Source organism: Niallia sp. FSL K6-0212, from assembly GCF_038007605.1.
GTDB classification, from domain to species: domain Bacteria; phylum Bacillota; class Bacilli; order Bacillales; family Cytobacillaceae; genus Niallia; species Niallia circulans.
On record NZ_JBBOXL010000001.1, the window covers coordinates 3,635,370 to 3,658,063 of the forward strand.

Here is a 22,694-nt window from a genome sequence, read left to right on the forward strand (position 1 = left end):
AAATCCAATCCAGCTTTGCTGACAGCAGGATTGGATTTTTTTGTAGCTAGCAAATACTTCACTAGACAATAATATTATAAGGAATTGCTAGATAAGACGTTAAAGTAACGTGCATCCGGATGGGCAAATACCATTGCTGAAACAGATGCCTCAGGCTCCATCATACATTCTTCGGACAAGGTAATTCCAATATCTTCTGGTGATAATAAGCTGAACAATTTTTTCTGATCTTCCAATTCCGGGCAAGCTGGATATCCAAATGAAAATCTTTGTCCTTGATATTTTGCTGTAAAGCGATCCTTCATTGTAAAAGTTGCCGGGTCAGGAAATCCCCATCTATCTCTAATCTGTCGATGAATTAATTCTGCTAACCCCTCAGCTGTTTCTAGCGCAAGGGATTGAAGGGCATGGGATTCAAGAAATCTTCCATTTCGTTTAAGCTGTTCTGCTGCTTCCCGTATACCAGTACCAGCTGTCACAGCAAAAAATGCAACATAGTCCATCACTCCACTATCGACTGGTTTTAGATAGTCCGCTAGGCATAAAAATGGTTCTCTTTCTTGTCTTGGAAAATCAAAGGTTTCGATTTTTTTCGTATTGTCTTTTGGATCATAGATATAGATCTTGTTGCCATCTGATTGAGCAGGGAAAAAGCGATAAACCGCTTTTGGCAGAATCCAATTATTTTGTTCAGCTTCTATTAACAACTGTTCAATCATATTATTTAATTGGACGGCTTTATCATCTTTATTTTCTAGTAAAACATCAATTTTTCCTTTAACTCCTAAATGGTGACCTAGGAGCATTTGTTTATTAATATATGGTTTAATATGACCGGTCGTATAATTCGTTAATAAATGTCTTTTTGTATCCTGCGGCACAAAGACGGGAGCATCTAGGTTAACAGTTTTTCTTTTAATCCCTGTGATAACAGGTTTTGTGTATTCTTTTACTGGACTAGCTGAAAGTAATTGTTTTTTCTTTTCGTGTTCCTGTTTAAGCAAATCGAATTCGTCTTTATTAGTCAGCTGATTTGCAAGAGATAGGCCATTCATTGCATCTTTTGCATATAATACTAATCCATCATATTCACGCGAAATTTTTGTGTCGGTAAATTTTCTTGATAATGCTGCTCCCCCTACTAAGATAGGAACTTCTATGCCAGCTTGTTTCATATCTGCAGCTGTCAGTACCATCTGTTGTGCCGATTTTACAAGTAAACCAGACAAGCCAACAATATTTGGTTGTTCCTTTTTAATAGCAGCAACTAAATCTGCTGGGGGAACTTTGATGCCGAGATCGATGACTTCATAGCCGTTATTAGAGAGAATGATATCAACGAGATTTTTGCCGATATCATGAACATCTCCTTTAACAGTTGCTAAAATAACTTTGCCTTTAGTAGATGCGGAAACATTTTTGTCCATATATCCTTCTAAAAAAGAAACGGCCGTTTTCATCACTTCTGCACTTTGCAGCACTTCTGCGACAATTAGCTGATTATCATTAAATAAGCGGCCAACTTCCTTCATTCCATCCATAAGAGGACCATTTATAATATCTAGTGGGGCACTATATGTAGTAAGTGCAATAGCTAAATCAGCTATTAATCCTTCTTTTGTTCCTTCCACAACATAGTAAGCTAACCGTTCATCTAACGTTAAATTTTCAAGTGAATTGATCTTTTCTTTTTTCTTATCTCGATAGAAGTCTGTGAAAATAGCCAGCGTTTCATCTGTTGTTTCAAATAAAAGTTTTTCAGCCAATTCAATTTCTTCTTTACTTATGGACGCAAATCTTTCCAATTTTTCTGTATTAACGATTGCGTAGTCAAGGCCAGCTTGTGTGCAGTGATAAAGAAAGACACTATTTAATATTTCTCGACCGACAGGAGGGAGACCAAAGGAAACATTGCTTATTCCAAGAATAGTTTGGACGTCTGGGCATGCTTGCTTTATTTGTTTAATTCCTTCTACCGTCGCTAATGCTGAGCCGATGTACTGTTCATCTCCCGTTCCTACAGGAAAGACAAGGGGATCAAATATTATATCTTGACCATTAATGTTATATTTTTTTGTTAACAGATCATAGGATCGCTTGGCTATTTGTAGTTTTTTCTCTACAGTAACTCCCATGCCATCTTCATCAATAGTTCCGACAACAACAGCTGCTCCATACTTATGGATGAGAGGAGCGATAGCTTGAAATCTTTCTTCGCCATCCTCCAGGTTAATACTATTGATGATTGCTTTTCCTTGTGAGTAGGAGAGTGCCTTTTCAATTACTTGTTCATCAGTAGAATCAATTACAAGGGGAACCTTGACTTTTTTTACAACTTCTTCCATGAAAAGCTCCATGTCTTGTAATTCATCTCTATCAGGATCTGCTAAGCAAATATCGATAACATGGGCTCCGCCTTTGACTTGAGCTCTAGCAATTTCTGCTGCTTCTTCATATTTCCCTTCTTTTATCAGCCTTTTAAATTTCCTTGAACCAATAACATTCGTTCGTTCCCCAACCATAATTGGTCTTAATGTAGGATCATCATAAATAAAGGGCTCAATTCCAGAAACCATGTGAAAATTAGTTTCTGCAACATTTCGCGGGGAGATGTCTTTCATTTTTTCGGCGATTGCTCGAATATGCTCAGGTGTAGTACCACAGCAGCCCCCAACAATATTAAGCCAGCCCTCTTCTGCGAATCCACCAAGTTTATTGGCAAGAGAGGAGGCTGTTTCGTGGTAGTTTCCTTCTTCATCAGGCAAGCCAGCATTTGGATAACAGCTAACAGCAAACTTAGACAGACTTGAAAGTGAGCGAATATGATCCTGCATAAACTCAGGACCTGTTGCACAATTTAGGCCAATGGCAATAGGACGCATATGTTCTATAGAAATGTAAAATGCTTCGATCGACTGTCCGGCAAGAGTAGTCCCCATTGGTTCAATCGTTCCAGAAATCATTAGTGGTAGTTCTTTTCCTGTTTTTGCAAATGCTTGTTTAATGCCTAAAAATCCAGCTTTAACATTCAGCATATCCTGACTTGTTTCCAGAAGGAGGAGATCAACACCTCCGTCGATTAATCCTAATGCTTGCTCTTCGTATGAAGAAATGAGTTCTTCAAATGTAGTGCCGCCAGTAACACTTAATGTTTTCGTTGTTGGGCCCATTGCACCTGCAATAAATCTTGGCCAATCAGCTGTAGAATATTTGTTTGCTGCTTCTCTAGCAAGTTTCGCTGCTTTAACATTTAATTGGTAAGCAATATGCCCTAGATGATATTCATCCAGGACAATTTTAGTTGCACCAAATGTATTGGTTTCAATAATATCTGCTCCGGCATGGAGGTAAGATTCATGAATTTTCGTAATAATATCTGGTCTTGTTAGATTAAGATTTTCATTGCATCCTTCTAATTCTTCTCCACCAAAATCGGCTGCCGTTAAGTTCTCTCGCTGGAGCATTGTTCCCATTGCACCATCCATAATGATAATTTTTCGTTTAAGTTGTTCAGCTAATGAAGTTTGTTGCATCAGTTGTCCTCCTAAGTGCCGCAGTTCGTAATTTCGTATAGCGAGCTAATTCCACAGAAAGCTCATAACGTAAAAAGGGTGTTATTAAGTAAATACCGTTAAAATAATTAGCTGCAGTGTCGATTAAAGATTTGGTGATTTTGAGACCTTCCTGTGCTGCTTGTTCTGGATTGTCTTTAAATTGTGCCATGGTGCGCCGTATGGAGTCATCTATTTTTATGCCAGGAACCTCGTTGTGTAAAAACTCCGCATTGTTACTGCTTGTTAAGGGCATTAAACCGATATAGATAGGAATATCAATGTGTTTTGTTGCTTCATAAAGTTCAATTATTTTTTGTTCGGAATAAATAGGCTGGGTTATAATGTAATCAGCACCGCATGCTACTTTTTTCTCTAACCGCTTTACTGCTTTTTCCACTTGACGAACATTTGGATTAAATGCAGCTGAAACCGAAAATGTCGTTTTTTGTCCGAGATTTTTGCCAGAGAAGGAGAGACCTTCATTTAATTGCTTAATCATCGAAATTAAGTCAAAGGAAGTCATATCATAAACAGAAGAAGCACCTGGAAAATCCCCAACACGAGCTGGATCTCCTGTAATGGCTAGGACATCATGAATTCCTAATGTATGTAATCCCATTAAATGAGACTGTAAACCAATTATATTGCGATCCCGGCAAGCAATATGAACAAGGGGACGAAGCCCAATGTTTTGCTTTACTAATGTACCAATTGCTGTATTGGAAATACGGGCAGATGCTAAACTGTTATCCGCAAGTGTTAAAGCATCAATTCCTTCTTCTTTTAGTTTTTTAGCACCTTCAAAGAATCGAGTCGTATCTAGTTTTCTTGGAGGATCTAATTCTACAATAACAGAAGCTCTTGTTTTTACAATCTCCTCCAAAGGGGTGTAATCCCTAGGGGGAGAGGAATGATGAAATATAGCATCCACAGCAGTCTTATTAGTTGCAACTGTTTTTTCTGTGATAGGGGAGGCTTCCTTTAACACCTTTGCGAAATTTCTGATATGTTCAGGTGTTGTTCCACAGCAGCCGCCTAAAAGACGAACGCCTTGCTTTCTAAATTCTTCGGCTGATTTTTGGAAATATTCTGCATTATCTTTATATTCGAATTTTCCGTCAATATAACTCGGCAAACTAGCATTGGGATAGGCAGATAAGTAGGCATTTTTAGGTAATGGTATTTGTTCAAGTGAAGCAATCATATGGTGTGGTCCTAATCTGCAATTCAACCCAATAACATCAGCACCTAAATTTTCTAATCTATCGAAAGCAGAAGCAAGGGATATTTGGTTTTGTAAAATCCCTATTTCGTGTATGGAAAGCTGGGCAATGACTGGAATATCTGTTTCTTTTTTAGTAATTTGCAGTACTGTTTCGAGTTCTTCCAAATCATAAAATGTTTCTAAAAGAATCCCGTCGACATCTTCTAATAACAAACAGTATAGCTGTTCACGAAAACTACGCTTCAGTTCTTCTAAACTAATTGCTTGGGGCTTCACGCCTCTATTTCCACCAATCGTTCCTAATATATTTACATTTTTATTTTCCACAGCTTTTTTGGCAATTTTCACGGCTGCGCTATTTATTTCCTTTACGTTATCTTCTAAACCATATCTTTGTAATTTTAAATAGTTGGCAGCATATGTATTAGTTTGAATTATATCTGCGCCGGCATGGATATATGCTTGATGTACCTGTTCAATCTGTTCATGGTGAGAAAGATTTAAAGATTCAAAGCAAGTATCTTTTCCATAAGAATAGAGGAGGGTGCCCATAGCACCATCACCAATTAAAATTTCATTTTTTAGTCTATCAAGAAAATTCATTGTAATCCTCCAGTTAAATATAATGTAACTCTGCGGTCTTTTTTAGAGCTGTATCAAAATCATTGATTAAATCTAATGGATTCTCTAATCCAACAGATAAGCGTAGAAGGGAATCTGTAATTCCACGTTCAGATCTAGCTAAAGGATCCATTGCAGCATGAGACATTTTTGCTGGATAAGAAAGAATCGATTCAACCGCACCAAGACTAACGGCGAATACAGGAAGTTTGACATTCTCTACAAAAGTACGCATTGCCTCTTCTGAATATAACTCAAAGGAGAAAACTGCTCCTGGATTTAGCGCTTGTTTTCTTTGGATCGCATATTGTGGATGATCTTCAAAACCTGGATAATGCACTTTTTTTATTAATGGGTGGTTTTGCAAATGCTCAGCGATCATTCTTGCACCTTCACTTGAATGCTTCATCCGAACATGTAATGTCTTTATTCCTCTAAGGAGCAGCCAGCAATCCTGTACGCCGAGAACTGCGCCAAACGAATTTTGTAAATAACCAATTTGCTTTGCCAGCTCTGCATCTTTAACTACTGCTACTCCAGCAATTACATCGCTATGGCCAGATAAGAACTTAGTAGCGCTATGAAGCACAACATCTGCACCTAGTGTTAATGGTTTTTGTAAGGCTGGTGTTAAAAAGGTATTATCCACGAAAGTAAGTGCATTGTATTTTTTGGCAAGTAAGCTAATTGCTTCAATATCGGTTACTTTTAATAAAGGATTGGAAGGAGTTTCTACATAAAAGACTTTTGTGTTTGGCAATACAGCTGCTGCAACTTCTTCTAGATTGGTCATATCTACAAAGGTATGATCGATTCCAAATCGATTTAATACGGTCGTCACCATACGATATGTTCCACCATAAACATCTTCCGAAATAACGACATGATCTCCTTGCGATAATAATAGAAATGCTGTTGAAATAGCAGCCATTCCTGAAGAGAAGGCAAAGCCGTGTGTTCCTTCTTCTAATTCTGCCACAACTTCTTCTAATGCTTCTCTTGTTGGATTTAAGCTTCGGCTATAGTCGTATTTTCCGAATTCATCAATATCTTTTTGGTGAAAGGTGGAAGCGTGCTGAATTGGCACGCTGACAGCTCCTGTTTCTGGATCGAATTTATGTTTATTATGAAGTAATTTTGTTTCAAATGTATATGATGTACTCATATTGTTACCTCCTGTGCAATTCCCTTTGCAATAGAAAAGGCTTTATCTAGATCTTTGATTAAATCATTTGCGTTTTCAATACCAACTGAAAAACGTAATAGTCGATTATCGACACCAGTTTCTAATCTGACTTCAAGTGGAATATCTGCATGAGTTTGAGTGGCAGGATATGTAATAAAACTTTCCACCCCTCCAAGACTTTCGGCAAATGAGATTAACGTTAAGTTTTGCAAAAATGGATTAACCCAAGATTCGCTTTGGATTCTAAACGAGATCATTCCGCCACGACCAGGATAGAGGACATCTACAACAGCGTCATGTTCTTGCAGAAAAGTAGAGAGTATTTTCGCGTTCTCTTCATGTTTTTCCATTCTTAACGCCAGTGTCTTCATTCCTCTCATCAATAGCCACGAATCAAAGGGACTTAAAACAGCTCCAGCTGAATTATGGTGTAAGGCAAGCTCATTACAAAGCTCTTCTCCCTTTGCAACAATAAGACCAGCGAGAACGTCATTATGTCCACCTAAATATTTTGTTGCACTGTGGATAACGATATCAGCACCTAAACGAATCGGCTGTTGGATAATAGGAGTATAAAAAGTATTGTCAACAATAAGCAGAATATTGTGTTCTTTTGCGATGGAAGCAATCACAGAAATATCCGTCTGTTCCATTAAAGGATTCGTAGGATTTTCAAGGAAGATTGCTTTTGTTTTTGGGGAAATCGCCGCACGCACAGCATCAGTATCTGAGGTATTAACGTACGTACATCGAAGACCCCATTTTTTATACCCTTGTTCTAATAGACGGTATGTACCGCCATATAAATCTTTAGAAATAATCCATTCATCTCCGCTTTGGAAAAGGGAAAGAATTGTTTGAATTGCTGCCATTCCGGAACTACATGCAAAGCCGCGGTCTCCTTCTTCTAATTCAGCAATTGCATTTTCTAAAATTTGACGAGTAGGATTTCCTGTTCGTGTATAATCATAGCCAGTTGATTCTCCAATTCCTGTATGACGATAAGCTGTTGAAAAATAAACAGGCGGATTAACTGACCCAGTAGTTGTTTCACTTCTATTACCAATTTGCGCTAACTTCGTTTCTAAACTATACATTCTATAACTCTCCTATTCTCATATTGTGGATTTTTTATGTAATTAAAACAAACCAAGAAAAGATAAAGAAAAATGACATGAAAAAAGCCTTCTTCGTTATAAGAAGAAGACTTTGGATACTAATGGTCATTCTTCTTATCTTTCAAGCATTTGCTTGATGGAATTAGCACCTTTTCAGTATATAGGATACTGAAGGTTGCTGAGGTTTCGTCGGGCCATTCCCTCTACCTCTCTTGATAAGAATTACGTATGTAATTGACTATTAATTTACTATATATTTCGCTTATTGGCAAGAATTATTTTGTTATTTCTGAAAAGAAACTATATTCTTTCTATTGTAATATATCATCATATTTCTTCAATAAGCTGGTATACATCTACATCTAACTCGTGTTCTGGATTTGTTTTTGTATAGATAGTTGCTTTCTTTGTTTTTTCATTTACATTCTGGATAATAATCTTTTCTCCTTGATAACTAACATCCACAATATCTGCAGCATTCATAATTTCAATCGCACGCCCAATATTCATCGATCTACCTCCTAAACTTACAAACCATTGTTCATGGAAATGGCTATCTACATGAACGCTTCCTTTCGTATGAATGAACCATATCTGTTGTCAGGACTTACAATAATTAGAAAGGTTTCTAATTTTATAATGGCTAATTCCATCAATTATATTCTTTATTTTTTCTTCTCATCAAATTTTAATGTTTCTTTCATGCTTTTTTACAAAAAGAGGTATACCATAAGTTTTATTCACATTAGCACATTAGAAAAGTTTTTTAATTTATTAAATTAACTAGAAATGTGCTTTCAATATAGTTATTAATGGGTAATAGAGGAATGACCTCGATACTTTTAAGCGAAAGTTTAATTCAAAGGAGAGATGAAACATGCAATTTCTTCGCATTGCAATGATTGTATTTAGTTCTTTAACAGCAGCATCATTATTCGGATTTCAATTTGTAGAAATGGCACATGCTATTATGGATTCAATGTTTTCGAAGCAAAATTAAAGATTACGGGGTATTTTTTGTATATCAAGCTTCTAATATGATAAAATAATCATATATTTAGGCAAGTTAAAGCAGTTTTGTTGAAATTTCCTTTCATAATAAATCAAATTTCAACATGCCGCTTGTAACATTGCCTATGTTAAATAGAGAGCGTGGTATAATGAAAAAAATTTTGATTATAGAAGACGAAAAAAATTTATCGAGATTTATCGAGTTGGAATTAACATATGAAGGGTATAAAACAGAAGTCTGCTCAGATGGTAGGAGCGGTCTTCATAAAGCATTAGAGGAAGAGTGGGATATTATCTTATTAGATTTAATGCTGCCTGAATTAAATGGCATTGAGGTATGCAGAAGACTCCGTCAAACAAAAAACACCCCAATATTAATGATAACTGCACGGGATAGCGTTTTAGATCGAGTTTCTGGATTAGATAGTGGCGCAGACGATTATTTGGTTAAGCCATTTGCGATTGAAGAACTGCTTGCTAGATTACGTGCATTATTTCGCCGAGTAGAGCCACAAACAAATACTTCCAATCAAATTATGACAAAGTTGACTTATAAAGATATTACTCTGGAGGTGGAATCACATATCGCCAAAAAAGGAGATGAGATTCTGTCCTTAACCAAACGAGAGTATGATTTGCTTTATATGTTCATGACCAATATTAATATTGTCTTATCAAGAGATATATTATTAGAAAAAATCTGGGGTTATGAATCAGAAGTAGAAACAAACGTAATCGATGTATATGTTAGGTATTTAAGGAATAAGCTTGATCCATCTGGACAAGAAGTATATATCGAAACGGTCAGAGGAATAGGATATGTGATGAGATGAAATGGATAAAAAAAATATCTCTTTTACCTTGGAAATGGAAATTAACACTTGGGTTATCCTTTAGTATTTTTTTAACTTATTCTATTTTTTCCTTTTTTGAATTTCATACTGTTTCTTCTTGGTTATTAAATCAGGAAGAAACAGATGTAAAACAAGCGATGAACCAAGTTGTTAAACAATTGAGTTTGCAAGAAAAGAATCCTACAGACGAAGAAATCGCCGCAAATGTCACTTTATTAGAAAAACTTAATAATAATAACCAACTAATTCGTATTTTAGATGAAAATGGACAAGCCATCCTTGCAGATATGAATGGAGATTTCCCGATTATTGAGCCCAATCAAATATATAATGATGAACAGTTTCATTATATTTCAATTGGAGATCAGAATTCACTAGTTTATAGTAAGGAAATTAAGACAAAAGCATTTAATGGCAGAGTAGAAATTATCCGTTCTCTGGAATCCTTAGATAAAGTACGAGAACACTTATGGTTTGCAATGACAATGTTTGCAATTGCTGCACTCATTATCAGCGCCCTTATTGGTTATTTTATTTCCTATTTATTATTACGACCAGTTAATTCGATGACAAAAACAATGAAAAAAATAAAAAACAGTGGATTCAAGGAAAGGATGCCAGTCTATCCTCAAAAGGACGAAATTGCTGATTTATCTCTTATTTTCAATGAGATGATGGATGTGATTGAACAATCCTTTCAGCAGCAAAAACAATTTATTGAAGACGCTTCCCATGAATTGAGGACCCCGGTTTCTGTCTTAGAGGGTCATCTTTCCATGCTAAATAGATGGGGGAAGAATAATGAAGATATATTAGAAGAGTCACTGCAAACATCAACTGAAGAAGTTGCTCGTCTAAAAAAACTAATTATCAGTTTATTAGACTTATCCAAATTAGAGCAAAATAGAATGGATGCAGAATTAACTCCTGAGAGGGTAAAGTGGATTTTTGAGCATACTATTCGTGATTTTGTGATGCTCCATGACGATTTTACATTCGAGATAAAACTTGACTCTCTCCATCTTTATGAGGTATCTGAGCAACATTTGCAGCAAATAACGACTATATTACTTGATAATGCGGTCAAATATTCTGTACATGAAAAAAATATTTTTCTGCATACGTATGAAAAAGACAACCATTTTATCCTTGAAATTATCGATCATGGAATTGGAATACCTAAAGAAGATCTTGAAAAAGTATTTGACCGGTTTTATCGAGTGGATAAAGCTAGGAGTAGAGAACAGGGTGGAACAGGACTTGGATTAGCCATTGCAAAGCAAATTGTTAGTTTATATAATGGGACAATTGAAATTAAAAGTAAGGTTGGTCAAGGAACAAAAGTAATTGTTCGCTTTAAAATATAGTTATCATCAAAGAAAAAGAGGAAGAAGGGCAGGGAGCAGAATATTAGCATCCTGTAATTTCTTTCGAATTATTCCTATTATGAGCAACTAATAAAGCCAGACAAACAGAGGAAACCATGTTTGTCTGGCTTTTTTTTCGGGTTAACTATGTTTCACTCTTTTTTGCTTTGTCATGTAAAACTTTATGCTGCATATGATTACTACTAAGATTGTTTTTTTTTCTGAAGATAGGGCCGATAAAAAATATTTTTAATTTTTTTACCATAAAAATGTGTAAAACTTTTGAAGCTGTTATTAAACCATGATAGAATAGAAATGTAAACGTTTTAAAAAATGTTTTTTCACTAGAAAGTGTAAAGCGCAATAACAAAGGGAAGATAAAAAATGATAATAAAAGTGGTGGAGGGAAATTTTCATGGAGAAGCCATCTGATGGTACAGTCTCATACCAACCAAGATTTTATGGGCCGAACTTAGGGCTCGTAATGGAGCTTTATGAGAAATACGTTCAAGATCCAAATTCAGTTGATGAAGAAATGAAAAGGCATTTTGATCAATGGGGTCCCCCAATTGATAATCAAACAAAAACTAGCACGAATCATTTATCTCTACAGTCCGAAGTTCAAGTTGAAAAAATTATTGCAGCAGTAACATTAGTGAATAAGATAAGAGCATATGGACATTTAGCGGCTGATATTTATCCTTTAAAGGATCATAAGAGAGAGTATGAGTTATTTGATTTAGCTCGTTTTGATTTAACGAAAGAAGATTTAGAAAAAATTCCAGCTCGTTTAATTTGTCCAGATGCTCCTAATCATATAATAAATGGCTATGAAGCGGTTCAATATTTAAAAGAGATTTATACAAAGACCATTGCATTTGAATACTATCATGTTAATGATATTAAAGAAAAAAACTGGCTACAGTCTAAAGTAGAGTCAGGAAGCTTAAAACCCGCCTGTCATAAAGAGTTAAAAAGAAAGCTTTTAAAAAGGGTAATAGAAGTTGAAGAATTCGAAAATTTTTTACATAGAACATATGTCGGTCAAAAGAGATTTTCGATTGAAGGTCTCGATACAATGGTACCAATGATAGATAAGATTATATCTGAATCAGTATTAAATGGTGCTCAAAATATTAATATAGGAATGGCGCATAGAGGTCGATTAAATGTGTTAGCCCATGTATTAGAGAAGCCTTATGAAATGATATTTGCAGAATTTCAGCATGCTCCTAATAAACAGTTAGTACCATCAGAAGGATCAATCGGTATTAGCTTTGGCTGGACTGGGGATGTAAAATACCATTTAGGCTTGGATCGACAAATTAAATCAAATAATGTTTCAAATGTCCGGCTCACTCTTGCAAACAATCCAAGTCATCTGGAGTTTGTAGGTGCAGTAGTAGAAGGATTTACAAGAGCTTCACAGGATGATAGAACAAAACCTGGCTTTCCAGCGGAAGATTCTAATAAATCACTAGCTATTTTAATCCACGGAGATGCAGCTTTTCCTGGGCAAGGAATTGTTTCTGAGACTTTAAATTTAACAGGGTTAAAGGGTTATCGAACAGGTGGAACAATTCATATTATCGCTAATAACACAATTGGATTTACAACAGAATCTAGTGATTCGAGATCTACTAGATATGCTAGTGATCTTGCAAAGGGATTTGAGATTCCTATTATTCACGTGAATGCAGATGACCCAGAAGCTTGTATAAAAGCTGCAAAACTAGCTATCGAATATAGAGAGAAGTTTAAGAAGGACTTTTTAATCGATTTAATTGGTTATAGAAGATATGGTCACAATGAAATGGATGAACCAATGACGACAAATCCATTAATGTACAAGTTAATTCACGAACATCCAACCATTACAAAGCTGTACGGTGAAAAGCTAGTTGCCGAAAATGTGATAAATGAAGAAGATATTCAAGCGTTGAAAGAAGAGGTTACAAGAAAACTTAAAGAAGCACATGATAGAGTACCAAAGAAAAATGAAGATCCGGATATTACCAACCCACCTAATTCGGTGGAGCGTCAATTGCCGAAAGTTAAAACATCTGTTCCAATTGAGCAATTAAAACAAATAAATAGTGAGTTACTTTCCTATCCTTCTCAATTTCAAGTTTTTGATAAATTAGGAAAAGTTTTAAAGCGGAGAAATGATGCTCTAGAAGGGGAAGGGAAAATTGATTGGTCTTTAGCGGAAACATTGGCTTTTGCAACGATTTTAGAAGACGGTACACCAATCAGACTTTCAGGGCAGGATTCTGAACGTGGTACATTTGCTCATCGTAATATTATTTTACATGACTATGTAACAGGGAAGCAGTATTCACCTTTGCATACCTTATCTAAAGCGAAAGCGTCATTTGCTGTTCATAACAGTCCGTTATCGGAAGGTTCTGTACTAGGATTTGAGTACGGTTACAATGTTCATGCTCCTGAAACACTTGTATTATGGGAAGCGCAATTTGGTGATTTTGCTAATGCAGCACAAGTAATGTTTGATCAATTCATTGCAGCTGGCAGAGCTAAATGGGGACAGAAATCTGGTTTAGTAATGCTTTTACCACATGGATATGAAGGTCAGGGACCAGAACATTCCAGTGCAAGATTGGAGCGATTCTTAATCTTAGCAGCTGAAAATAACTGGACGGTTGCAAATTTATCATCATCTGCACAATACTTTCATATTTTAAGAAGACAGGCAGCAATTCTAAATAAAGAAGAAGTACGACCTTTAGTTATTATGACACCAAAGAGCTTGCTGCGTAATGCTGATGTTGCTTCTAACGGACTAGAATTTAGTGAAGGTGCGTTTCATTCTGTTTTAGAAGTAGATAACACAGGACAAAATGACAATGCTGTTACGCGATTAGTTCTTTCTACCGGTAAAATTTCCATTGACTTATATCAAGCACATAAAAAGCTTGAAAATGCAGAAGCAATCCACCTTGCAAGAGTTGAAGAAATTTACCCTTTCCCAGAAGAGAGGCTAACTGAAATTATTCAACGCTACCCAAATTTAAAAGAGGTAGTATGGGTTCAAGAGGAGCCAAAGAATATGGGAGCATGGAGCTTTATGGAGCCAAGAATTAGAAAACTAATTTCCGATTCTATTTCCTTACAATATGTCGGTAGAAGAAGAAGATCTAGTCCTGCTGAAGGGGATCCAATTGTTCATCGAAAAGATCAAGCAAGAATCGTAAATGAAGCATTGACTATGGAATGAATTGAGGGGGAAAATTAAAATGGCAGAGATTAAGGTACCAGAATTAGCTGAATCAATTACCGAAGGAACTGTAGCCCAATGGTTAAAGAAAACAGGGGAATATGTGGAAAAGGGCGACTATATTGTTGAATTGGAAACAGATAAAGTAAATGTGGAAATTATTTCTGAGGAAAGTGGAATCATTAAAGAATTAAAAGCAAATGAAGGAGATACGGTTCAAGTCGGAGAAACAATTGCTATAGTCAGCGCAGAAGGAGCTCCTGAAGAACCACAGGCAGTAGAAGAAAAAAAAGCTGAAAAGATTGAAACAGAAGCTCAAACTACAGAGGAGCCAAAGGAACAAAAAGAAGAACAAGTTAATAAACAACATCCTATTGCTTCACCAGCTGCTCGCAAGCTGGCAAGAGAGAGAGGAATCGATTTAACAGCAGTCCAAACGAATGATCCATTAGGAAGAGTAAGAGCGCAAGATGTTGCAGCACATGATCAAAAGGCGGCTGCATCAGTTTCAGCACAATCAGTACAAACACCGAAAGTTGAAAAGGCAGCACCTGCTGTAGAATCAGATAATCGAGTGGAAAGAGTGAGAATGACAAGAAGAAGACAAACAATCGCTAATCGATTATTAGAGGTTAAACAAAATACGGCAATGCTAACTACTTTTAATGAAGTTGATATGACTAATATTATGGCCTTAAGAAATCGTAGAAAAGATGCATTTCAAAAAGAGAATGATGTGAAGCTTGGCTTTATGTCTTTCTTTACTAAAGCTGTCGTAGCAGCTCTAAAGAAAGCGCCATTATTAAATGCAGAAATCCAAGGTGACCAAATTGTCTTAAAAAAATACTATGATATCGGTATTGCTGTATCAACAGATGAAGGGCTTGTTGTACCAGTCTTAAGAGACGCTGACCGGAAAAACTTCGCTGAAATAGAAAGTGAAATTTTAGACTTTGCAAGTAAAGCAAGAAGTAATAAACTATCATTAAGCGATTTACAGGGTGGGACATTTACTATTACAAACGGCGGTGTTTTTGGATCTTTGTTATCTACTCCAATTCTTAACGGACCACAGGTCGGTATACTTGGAATGCATAAAATCCAGCTGCGTCCTGTGGCAATCGATGCTGAGAGAATGGAAAATAGACCAATGATGTATTTGGCTCTGTCTTATGATCACCGCATCATTGATGGAAAAGAAGCAGTTACATTCCTAGCAAGAATAAAAGATCTACTAGAAGATCCTGAGTCGCTATTGTTTGAGGCTTAATTACTTCGCTAAATATAGATACAGGGAGTTTCTATTATCGGGAACTCCCTGTATCTTTTTATAATAGAATAGTATTTGAAATCGTACAAAAAGTGTTGATTTGAACCAATTTCAAAGGAATTTTTCTGGATGCAAAGCACAGTACAAATCCTTTATCTACGGGTCTTTGCTAAAAGAATAATATATCATTACATGGTAGGAATCTATCAATATCTGACAGATGATGCTCGGGTACATAAAAAATTATTTGATGGAAACATCAATTATCGATTTTCAATATTGATGATCAAAAACAAGTGTATTGAGAATTATACGTGTACCACGTATAGATTTACTGATTTTAGAAGAATTTGAAGACTATTACCCAAGTGGTAATAATAATTTATGTAAACGAAAGATCGTTACTGTTCATCAAGAAGAAAAAACTCGGAAGTATTTACCTGTATTTTCCATAAATCGATAAGGCTCAAAAAGGAAATCACAGGAGGAAGAAGGAAAGTATACCAAGATAGAAATTAAATAAAATGTTACATTAATATAATAATTATTTTGGTTTAAGAGGTAGTTTTCCTGTGGTATAGAATACTAACTACATCATAGAAGGAAGGTCATAATATGTATATTCAAGAACATAAAAACATTTATGTCATCAAATATAATCATACATTCTATTATGCAATGGATTTCAAACGCATGGATTGGATTAATGGCATATGCTACATGACTTTTTTACAAGTAGACACAGGAAAATGGTTTACATTTGAAAGAAATAGGATTAAGTGGATGGAAAAGGAACAACAGAATTTAGTTTCATAACAGAACCTGTTGCACTATGTATCGGTTTCCCTTTATACTAGGATAGTACTAGATGAAAGGAGCAATAAAATGATACATGAAAACTGGGAAAAGAAACCATCTGTTAAAAAAGTAAAATGTATACATACAGATGCAAACAAATACATTGTTAATAGAGTGTTAACAGTAGGAAAAGAGTATGAAGTAAAGAATGAGACAGAGGAATTTTACTTTGTTGTAGATAACTCTGGTAAAGTTGGCGGTTTTTACAAAGATTATTTTCAAACAATATAAGAAAGATAAGATGTCTTTTATGATAGAAAAGCTATGAGGTTTATAGGAATGAAATGATAGAAAGAATTCCTTTGAAAATCATACCTATTCTTTTCATTAGACATCTTTTTTGTATCATAATCCTGAATTGATTTTATTAAATAAAGGAATGAATAATTATGAGTTATATATTTGTTGGTATTGGCGGGGTGATAGGGAGCATTTTGCGATTTATTGTAGGTCAAATTCCTTTTGACTATGATTTTCCCCTGCAAACATTGGGAATTAATATTGCTGGTTCCTTTATATTAGGCTGGTTTACCAGCGCCATTATAAAAAAACAAAAGTTAAAATCAGAATATACTGCAGCCATTGGAACAGGCATGATTGGTTCTTTTACTACTTTATCAACACTCAGTCTGGATACTGTTCAATTGCTAATTGCAGGTAGTCCTGTGCCCGCTATTAGTTATGTTGTTGGTAGTGCCGTATTTGGAATTAGTTTTGCGTATTTAGGAATGAAAATTGGAGAAAGAAAATGGAGTAAATCAAATGGTTAGTAATCTTTTGTTAATTGGAGTTGGCGGTTTTATTGGCGCTATTTCTCGTTATTTTTTTATAAATGAACTAAAAAAAATAATGGCATCGTCTATCCCTATTCCGACCATGATTGTCAATATAATCGGATCGTTTCTACTAGGATTAATTGTAGGAATGGGTGTGAATGTCAATGCCTATTTTATTTTAGCAATTGGTTTTTTAGGAGCATTTACAACATTCTCTACTTTTGCTGTTGAGGCAGTAACATTATGTCGAGAAAAGAAAAAAGGAGGTTTTTTCTTTTATATTTTGGGGACCTTTTTAGGCGGGATTTTATTTTGCTTTGCAGGATGGAAATTTGGTCTCTATTTCTAAACAAAATGTCTATTTAAAAAAGGACAAATTTTACATGTAGCCAAGTGCTCTTTACGTAAAATTTGTCCTTTATTTATAGAAAAGAAAACCCTGGGCTATGCCTAGGGTTCCAAAAAGCTTACAGCGCGGTATTAAAAAAACTTCCTCTTGGTGCTAAAATATTTTTTGGTTCGCCAACCGAAAATAAATAGCCAGGAGGAAGTCCTTATGTCAAAAGACAATAATAGTTTAGCACACACAACTTGGAATTGTAAGTATCACATAGTATTTGGACCAAAATATAGAAGACAAATTATTTACGGGAAAATAAAGAAAGATATTGGGCAAATCTTACGTACCTTATGTGAGAGGAAAGGCGTGGAGATAATAGAAGCAACAGCGTGTAAGGATCACGTACATATGTTAGTGAGTATTCCGCCAAAATTAAGTGTATCAGCATTCGTAGGCTATCTAAAAGGGAAAAGTAGCTTGATGATATTTGATCGACATGCACAATTGAAATATAAGTATGGAAATCGAAAATTTTGGTGTACAGGATATTATGTAGATACGGTAGGAAGAAACAAAAAGGTAATTGAAGAATATATCCGTAATCAAATACAAGATGATATAGTCGCAGAACAATTAACAATGATGGAATATATTGATCCATTTACAGGGGAAGAAGTGAAGAAAAAGAAACGAAAAAATTAGGAGAGAAGGCCTTTGAGGTCTGGCCAGTAGAAGTAGTACAATTGGCGAACCTTTCAGTAGCCCTTTAGGGTTTGGTCAGTAATAAAGGCTTTCAGCCGCAGAGAAAACCACCCGTTCTCACGGGTGGTCCTTATTCTTATTTATCTGCCGCTATCTTTTTATTATTAGGTTGGGGCGGATATAGCTTTCTGCCGATTAAAGATTGGAAGATAAGGAAAGTTCCACCGACTGTCCAATATAGTGGTAGAGCTGCTGGAGCATTTAAAGACACTATTACAATCATAATAGGAGAAATCAATCCTATTTTACTCATTTGCTTTTGTTGTTCTTGTGTCATGGTACTTTGCGATACTCTAAATTGTAAATAATAAACAATACCTGCTAACGCGGTTAGAATTAAATCTGACTGTCCTAAATTAAACCATAAAAAGGAGTGGCTAGCTATTTCTTGAGAACCACGTATTGCATAATAGAATCCCATTAAAATCGGCATTTGAATCAGCATTGGTAAACATCCAATATTAAGTGGGTTAATATTATTTTTTTTGTAAAGATCCATCATTTCCATTTGCAGTTTTTGCTGTTCTTTTTGATCTTTAGTGGCCTTAATCTTTTTCTGAATTGCTTCCATTTCAGGTTTAATTGTATCCATTTTTGATTTCATTAATTGTTGTTTTTTATATTGCTTCAGCATTAAAGGCATTAAGACAAGTCGAATTACTAAAGTGATCAGAATAATCGCAAGGCCGTAGCTTCCAGCAAATACATCTGCTGTTCCGTGAATAATTGCCGTAAAAGGCTCAACAAATATTTTATGGAAAAACCCATCATTATTTCCACTTGCTGATGAGGAACAAGCACTCAGTAGAATAGTTGATAAACCTAATAGCATGATTAGTAATGTATTTTTTGATAATATTTTCATTGTAATTCCTCCAAATTGTTAATTAAATACTAGCTAACAAAGGAGGTAATTGGTTTCTCAGGATCATCATGGGAACTCTCTATTCTTTTACGGATATTTTTAACAATCCAGTGCAAAATAGGAGTATTATATTTTTGAACATTCATATTTATTGTTGTGATAGAAACATCTAATGACAACTTTTCATCCGTTGCAAAGAATTCTTGCTGAACCGTTGTCTTAATGTTCCAATCCCATAAATATTTCAGTACTAGACCTACTAAAAATGTATAGTAAACCGTTTGATAACTGGGAAAAAACGTTAAGTCTAATAATAAATCAATCATTTATACACCTCATTATTAGTGAACAAATAAAATTATATCTAAACTAGTGTGGAAAAGCAATTAACAACTAGGGATAAAGGTCAATATTACAGATAATAAGGATATTTTATGACATTTTTAAATGTTGAATGATAAAACATAGTTCCCTTCTAGAGAAACAATTTGAATAAAATCAGGAAGAATTAAGTATTTACAATAGGAAAAAATAAAATGAATGGTATAATAAAGGATAGTTTAAATATAAATCAAGGTGTTTTCTTATAGGATGTTTTTAATAAGTTCTGTAGAAATTAAGGGGGGATTTAATGAAAGCTCTAATTAATATTGATTACACTTTTGACTTCGTGGAGGGCAATTTACCATGTGGTGAACCAGGCATTGCCATTGAGAATGAAATAGTCAACATTACGAAGAATTTTATCGATAATGATGATTTAACCGTGTTTGCAATTGATTTGCATACATTAAATGATCCATATCATCCAGAGTCAAAGCTTTTTCCACCTCATAATATTGCTGGCACAAGAGGAAGAGATTTATATGGAACACTTCAAAAAACTTATGAAGATCACAAAGATTTAACCAATGTGTATTGGATGGATAAAACTAGATACAGTGCTTTTGCAGGCACTGATTTACATATAAAATTGCAAGAGAGATCCATTAAAGATATTTATCTAGTTGGCGTTTGTACAGATATATGTGTGCTGCATACTGCTGTAGATGCTTATAATCTTGGTTATAATATTCATATATATGAAAATGCCGTTGCTTCATTTAATGAAATCGGCCATCAGTGGGCATTGGAACATTTTAAAAATGTACTAGGGGCTACTATCCTTTAGTCGTTTAGGGGTTGCAGGAGGACTATAATGAGTTTTAATTTTAAAGATGACAGTTTAATGTTACATACGGACTTATATCAAATTAATATGGCTGAAACATACTGGGAGGATGGCATTGCTGAAAAGAATGCTGTTTTTGAAGTATATTTTAGAAAATTGCCTTTTAATAATGGCTACGCTGTTTTCGCTGGTTTAGAACGAGTGATTCAATACCTAGAGAATCTGCAATTTTCTGAAGGGGATATTGAATACTTAAGACAAGAAGGGTTTAAGGAAGATTTCCTAGCTTATTTGAAAGATCTCCGTTTTACTGGAAGTCTAAGGTCAGCAGCAGAAGGAGAAGTGGTTTTTGCAAATGAACCTTTAATGAGAATTGAAGCACCACTTGCCCAAGCACAAATTGTTGAAACAGCTATCTTAAATATTGTGAATTACCAAACATTAATTGCAACAAAAGCTTCTAGAATTAAAAATGTAATTGGTGATGGAATCGTAATGGAGTTTGGAAGCAGACGTGCACATGAACTTGATGCAGCATTATGGGGGACAAGAGCTGCTTTTATCGGTGGCTTTAATTCCACCTCAAATGTCAGAGCAGGTAAATTATTCGGTATTCCGATTTCTGGAACGCATGCCCATTCCATGATTCAAGCCTATCATGATGAGTATATAGCTTTTCATAAATACGCACGAAGACATAAGGATTGCGTATTTTTAGTAGACACATATGATACTTTGCGTTCTGGAGTTCCTAATGCTATTCGCGTTGCAAAGGAATTAGGCGATAGCATAAATTTCCGAGGGATTCGACTGGATAGCGGTGATTTAGCTTATTTATCAAAAGAAGCAAGAAAAATGCTAGATGAAGCCGGCTTCTATGATACTAAAATTGTTGCAAGCAATGATCTAGATGAATACACGATTATTAACTTAAAAGCACAAGGCGCAAAAATAGATATTTGGGGAATTGGAACCAAATTAATTACAGCATATGATCAGCCAGCACTTGGCGGCGTATATAAGCTCGTTTCTATTGAAGATAAAGAAGGCAATATGCAAGATACGATTAAAATTAGCGGAAATCCAGAAAAAGTGACTACTCCTGGATTAAAAAGGGTATATCGAATTATAAATGATATAAATGGCAAATCTGAAGGGGATTATATCTGTTTAGAATCCGAACATCCTGAAAACGAAGAACGCTTAAAAATGTTTCATCCAACCCACACGTATATCAGCAAATTCGTGACTAATTTTAATGCAGTAGATATCCATCAAGATATTTTTAAGGATGGTAAGTTAATATATGCAACCCCAGATATCGTCAGCATTCAAAAGTATTCAGAGCAAAGTTTAGAAATACTTTGGGATGAATATAAGCGTTCCTTAAATCCTGAGGAATATCCTGTAGATTTAAGCCCTTTATGCTGGGAAAATAAAATGAGTCATATAGAAAAGGTAAAAGTAACAATTCAAAAACGCAAATGAGGAGGAAAAAGCATGCGTCAGCTACAAGAAAAAATTATGAAGGATTTAAACGTACAACCTGAAATTAATCCAAAACAAGAAATTGAAAAAAGAGTCCAATTTTTAAAGGATTACGCTAAGAAAGCGAAAGCAAAAGGATTTGTTTTAGGGATTAGTGGTGGACAAGATTCATCATTAGCAGGAAGACTGGCACAATTAGCAGTAGAAGAATTACGAGCGGAAGGCTATAACGCAACTTTTGTAGCGGTAAGATTGCCATATGGAGTTCAAGCAGATGAAGTAGATGCAAAACGTGCAATGGAATTTATAAAAGCGGATAAGGAATATGTATTTAATATTAAAACTCCTGTAGATGACGTGAAGACTGTTTATGATAACATGAGTGAAACTCCATTAGCTGATTACCATAAAGGGAATGTAAAAGCTAGAATGCGGATGATTGCGCAATATGCAATTGGCGGACAAGAAAATTTACTAGTGATAGGTACTGATCATGCTGCAGAAGCTGTTACAGGATTCTTTACAAAGTATGGAGATGGCGGTGCAGATGTTCTACCGTTAACAGGATTATCAAAAAGACAAGGAAAGCAATTATTAAAAGAGCTGAATGCAGAAGAGGCTCTATATCTGAAGGTGCCAACTGCCGATTTATTAGATAATAAACCAGGACAAGCTGATGAAACCGAACTTGGTATCACTTATGATGAATTAGATGATTATTTAGAAGGAAAAGAAGTTACACAAGCTGTTGCAGAAAAGATTGAAGCTCGTTATTTATTGACAGAGCATAAGAGACAAGTACCTGCATCAATGTTTGATGAATGGTGGAAAGAATAGTAGAAAAGAAGAAGAGACCGATAATCGTTTATTCGGTCTCTTTTTATTGGCAATATTCTCTCTTAAATTAATGACACAGCACAAACATGTACCAGGAATGAACATACTCTATAATGTAAGTACAAAATATGTAAATGTTGTTTAACAAAATTT

20 protein-coding genes and 1 riboswitch are annotated in these 22,694 nt (G+C 35.2%); of the genes, 13 read left to right on the forward strand and 7 right to left on the reverse strand.

What is annotated here, in order from left to right; translation table 11 throughout:
* Positions 1–74: 74 nt before the first annotated feature.
* The 5 genes from metH to MHH96_RS17315 all read right to left on the reverse strand — a co-directional run bounded on the left by metH (position 75) and on the right by MHH96_RS17315 (position 8,214).
* Positions 75–3,533 carry a methionine synthase gene (gene metH / locus MHH96_RS17295; protein WP_061798890.1) on the reverse strand — a complete coding sequence of 1,153 codons (3,459 nt, stop codon included), beginning with the start codon at positions 3,531–3,533 and terminating at the stop codon, positions 75–77.
* A complete protein-coding gene (locus tag MHH96_RS17300) occupies positions 3,511–5,382 on the reverse strand; it encodes a bifunctional homocysteine S-methyltransferase/methylenetetrahydrofolate reductase (protein WP_047943531.1) in 1,872 nt (623 codons plus the stop codon). Before MHH96_RS17300 ends, metH begins: the two co-directional genes overlap by 23 nt.
* Positions 5,383–5,395: 13 nt before the next feature.
* Entirely contained in the window at positions 5,396–6,565 is a 1,170-nt protein-coding gene (gene metC, locus MHH96_RS17305) for a cystathionine beta-lyase (RefSeq protein ID WP_095321499.1), read from the reverse strand.
* On the reverse strand, positions 6,562–7,683 hold the full coding sequence (locus MHH96_RS17310; RefSeq protein ID WP_341117762.1) for a methionine biosynthesis PLP-dependent protein: 1,122 nt from the start codon (positions 7,681–7,683) through the stop codon (positions 6,562–6,564). The genes metC and MHH96_RS17310 overlap by 4 nt, the downstream gene beginning before the upstream one ends.
* A 132-nt stretch (positions 7,684–7,815) precedes the next feature.
* Positions 7,816–7,926, reverse strand: a riboswitch (SAM riboswitch).
* 105 nt (positions 7,927–8,031) lie between these two features.
* Complete coding sequence (locus tag MHH96_RS17315) at positions 8,032–8,214, reverse strand: H-type small acid-soluble spore protein (RefSeq protein WP_061798884.1); 183 nt, start codon at positions 8,212–8,214, stop codon at positions 8,032–8,034.
* Between the two features lie 367 nt (positions 8,215–8,581).
* On the opposite strand from MHH96_RS17315, the gene MHH96_RS17320 reads away from it, so the two are divergent.
* The 10 genes from MHH96_RS17320 to tnpA all read left to right on the forward strand — a co-directional run bounded on the left by MHH96_RS17320 (position 8,582) and on the right by tnpA (position 18,120).
* Positions 8,582–8,704, forward strand: coding sequence for a hypothetical protein (locus MHH96_RS17320; RefSeq protein ID WP_268874830.1), 123 nt, complete (start codon positions 8,582–8,584; stop codon positions 8,702–8,704).
* A 160-nt stretch (positions 8,705–8,864) separates the two neighbouring features.
* Entirely contained in the window at positions 8,865–9,548 is a 684-nt protein-coding gene (locus tag MHH96_RS17325) for a response regulator transcription factor (RefSeq protein WP_061798882.1), read from the forward strand.
* Complete coding sequence (locus tag MHH96_RS17330; protein WP_095257327.1) at positions 9,545–10,936, forward strand: HAMP domain-containing sensor histidine kinase; 1,392 nt, start codon at positions 9,545–9,547, stop codon at positions 10,934–10,936. The genes MHH96_RS17325 and MHH96_RS17330 overlap by 4 nt, the downstream gene beginning before the upstream one ends.
* A gap of 415 nt (positions 10,937–11,351) precedes the next feature.
* On the forward strand, positions 11,352–14,174 hold the full coding sequence (locus tag MHH96_RS17335) for a 2-oxoglutarate dehydrogenase E1 component (protein WP_251687248.1): 2,823 nt from the start codon (positions 11,352–11,354) through the stop codon (positions 14,172–14,174).
* Between the two features lie 19 nt (positions 14,175–14,193).
* Positions 14,194–15,444, forward strand: a complete 1,251-nt coding sequence (gene odhB / locus MHH96_RS17340) for a 2-oxoglutarate dehydrogenase complex dihydrolipoyllysine-residue succinyltransferase (protein ID WP_061798876.1) — start codon at positions 14,194–14,196, stop codon at positions 15,442–15,444.
* A 615-nt stretch (positions 15,445–16,059) separates the two neighbouring features.
* On the forward strand, positions 16,060–16,260 hold the full coding sequence (locus tag MHH96_RS17345) for a hypothetical protein (protein ID WP_047943397.1): 201 nt from the start codon (positions 16,060–16,062) through the stop codon (positions 16,258–16,260).
* 69 nt (positions 16,261–16,329) lie between these two features.
* The gene (locus MHH96_RS17350) at positions 16,330–16,533 is read left to right on the forward strand and encodes a DUF6501 family protein (RefSeq protein ID WP_047943398.1); all 204 of its coding nucleotides are present in this window, start codon (positions 16,330–16,332) and stop codon (positions 16,531–16,533) included.
* A 158-nt stretch (positions 16,534–16,691) separates the two neighbouring features.
* Positions 16,692–17,072, forward strand: a complete 381-nt coding sequence (locus MHH96_RS17355) for a fluoride efflux transporter FluC (RefSeq protein WP_061798874.1) — start codon at positions 16,692–16,694, stop codon at positions 17,070–17,072.
* Positions 17,065–17,427, forward strand: coding sequence for a fluoride efflux transporter FluC (locus tag MHH96_RS17360; RefSeq protein WP_095257323.1), 363 nt, complete (start codon positions 17,065–17,067; stop codon positions 17,425–17,427). The genes MHH96_RS17355 and MHH96_RS17360 overlap by 8 nt, the downstream gene beginning before the upstream one ends.
* 207 nt (positions 17,428–17,634) lie before the next feature.
* On the forward strand, positions 17,635–18,120 hold the full coding sequence (gene tnpA, locus MHH96_RS17365) for an IS200/IS605 family transposase (RefSeq protein ID WP_341117765.1): 486 nt from the start codon (positions 17,635–17,637) through the stop codon (positions 18,118–18,120).
* A 136-nt stretch (positions 18,121–18,256) separates the two neighbouring features.
* Here the strand turns inward: tnpA and yidC are convergent, their stop codons facing one another.
* Both yidC and MHH96_RS17375 read right to left on the reverse strand, forming a co-directional pair.
* A complete protein-coding gene (gene yidC / locus MHH96_RS17370; protein WP_061798870.1) occupies positions 18,257–19,045 on the reverse strand; it encodes a membrane protein insertase YidC in 789 nt (262 codons plus the stop codon).
* A gap of 29 nt (positions 19,046–19,074) precedes the next feature.
* The gene (locus MHH96_RS17375; RefSeq protein ID WP_061798868.1) at positions 19,075–19,371 is read right to left on the reverse strand and encodes a hypothetical protein; all 297 of its coding nucleotides are present in this window, start codon (positions 19,369–19,371) and stop codon (positions 19,075–19,077) included.
* 305 nt (positions 19,372–19,676) lie between these two features.
* Here MHH96_RS17375 and MHH96_RS17380 point away from each other — a divergent pair, with 305 nt between their 5' ends.
* The 3 genes from MHH96_RS17380 to nadE are packed head-to-tail and all read left to right on the forward strand — an operon-like array spanning position 19,677 to position 22,541.
* Positions 19,677–20,216, forward strand: coding sequence for a cysteine hydrolase family protein (locus MHH96_RS17380; RefSeq protein WP_047943402.1), 540 nt, complete (start codon positions 19,677–19,679; stop codon positions 20,214–20,216).
* Between the two features lie 27 nt (positions 20,217–20,243).
* Positions 20,244–21,704, forward strand: a complete 1,461-nt coding sequence (locus MHH96_RS17385; protein WP_144547203.1) for a nicotinate phosphoribosyltransferase — start codon at positions 20,244–20,246, stop codon at positions 21,702–21,704.
* Between the two features lie 12 nt (positions 21,705–21,716).
* On the forward strand, positions 21,717–22,541 hold the full coding sequence (nadE, locus tag MHH96_RS17390) for an ammonia-dependent NAD(+) synthetase (RefSeq protein WP_047943404.1): 825 nt from the start codon (positions 21,717–21,719) through the stop codon (positions 22,539–22,541).
* The last annotated feature ends 153 nt before the right edge of the window (positions 22,542–22,694 follow it).

Coding starts and splice junctions, on each gene's coding strand:
- metH (WP_061798890.1), bottom strand. CDS start 3,533: ATGCAACAAACTTCATTAGCTGAACAACTTAAACGAAAAATTATCATT.
- MHH96_RS17355 (WP_061798874.1), top strand. CDS start 16,692: ATGAGTTATATATTTGTTGGTATTGGCGGGGTGATAGGGAGCATTTTG.
- odhB (WP_061798876.1), top strand. CDS start 14,194: ATGGCAGAGATTAAGGTACCAGAATTAGCTGAATCAATTACCGAAGGA.
- MHH96_RS17335 (WP_251687248.1), top strand. CDS start 11,352: ATGGAGAAGCCATCTGATGGTACAGTCTCATACCAACCAAGATTTTAT.
- MHH96_RS17375 (WP_061798868.1), bottom strand. CDS start 19,371: ATGATTGATTTATTATTAGACTTAACGTTTTTTCCCAGTTATCAAACG.
- MHH96_RS17380 (WP_047943402.1), top strand. CDS start 19,677: ATGAAAGCTCTAATTAATATTGATTACACTTTTGACTTCGTGGAGGGC.
- MHH96_RS17360 (WP_095257323.1), top strand. CDS start 17,065: ATGGTTAGTAATCTTTTGTTAATTGGAGTTGGCGGTTTTATTGGCGCT.
- yidC (WP_061798870.1), bottom strand. CDS start 19,045: ATGAAAATATTATCAAAAAATACATTACTAATCATGCTATTAGGTTTA.
- MHH96_RS17350 (WP_047943398.1), top strand. CDS start 16,330: ATGATACATGAAAACTGGGAAAAGAAACCATCTGTTAAAAAAGTAAAA.
- MHH96_RS17345 (WP_047943397.1), top strand. CDS start 16,060: ATGTATATTCAAGAACATAAAAACATTTATGTCATCAAATATAATCAT.
- MHH96_RS17300 (WP_047943531.1), bottom strand. CDS start 5,382: ATGAATTTTCTTGATAGACTAAAAAATGAAATTTTAATTGGTGATGGT.
- MHH96_RS17310 (WP_341117762.1), bottom strand. CDS start 7,683: ATGTATAGTTTAGAAACGAAGTTAGCGCAAATTGGTAATAGAAGTGAA.
- MHH96_RS17330 (WP_095257327.1), top strand. CDS start 9,545: ATGAAATGGATAAAAAAAATATCTCTTTTACCTTGGAAATGGAAATTA.
- tnpA (WP_341117765.1), top strand. CDS start 17,635: ATGTCAAAAGACAATAATAGTTTAGCACACACAACTTGGAATTGTAAG.
- MHH96_RS17320 (WP_268874830.1), top strand. CDS start 8,582: ATGCAATTTCTTCGCATTGCAATGATTGTATTTAGTTCTTTAACAGCA.
- MHH96_RS17315 (WP_061798884.1), bottom strand. CDS start 8,214: ATGAATATTGGGCGTGCGATTGAAATTATGAATGCTGCAGATATTGTG.
- MHH96_RS17325 (WP_061798882.1), top strand. CDS start 8,865: ATGAAAAAAATTTTGATTATAGAAGACGAAAAAAATTTATCGAGATTT.
- nadE (WP_047943404.1), top strand. CDS start 21,717: ATGCGTCAGCTACAAGAAAAAATTATGAAGGATTTAAACGTACAACCT.
- metC (WP_095321499.1), bottom strand. CDS start 6,565: ATGAGTACATCATATACATTTGAAACAAAATTACTTCATAATAAACAT.
- MHH96_RS17385 (WP_144547203.1), top strand. CDS start 20,244: ATGAGTTTTAATTTTAAAGATGACAGTTTAATGTTACATACGGACTTA.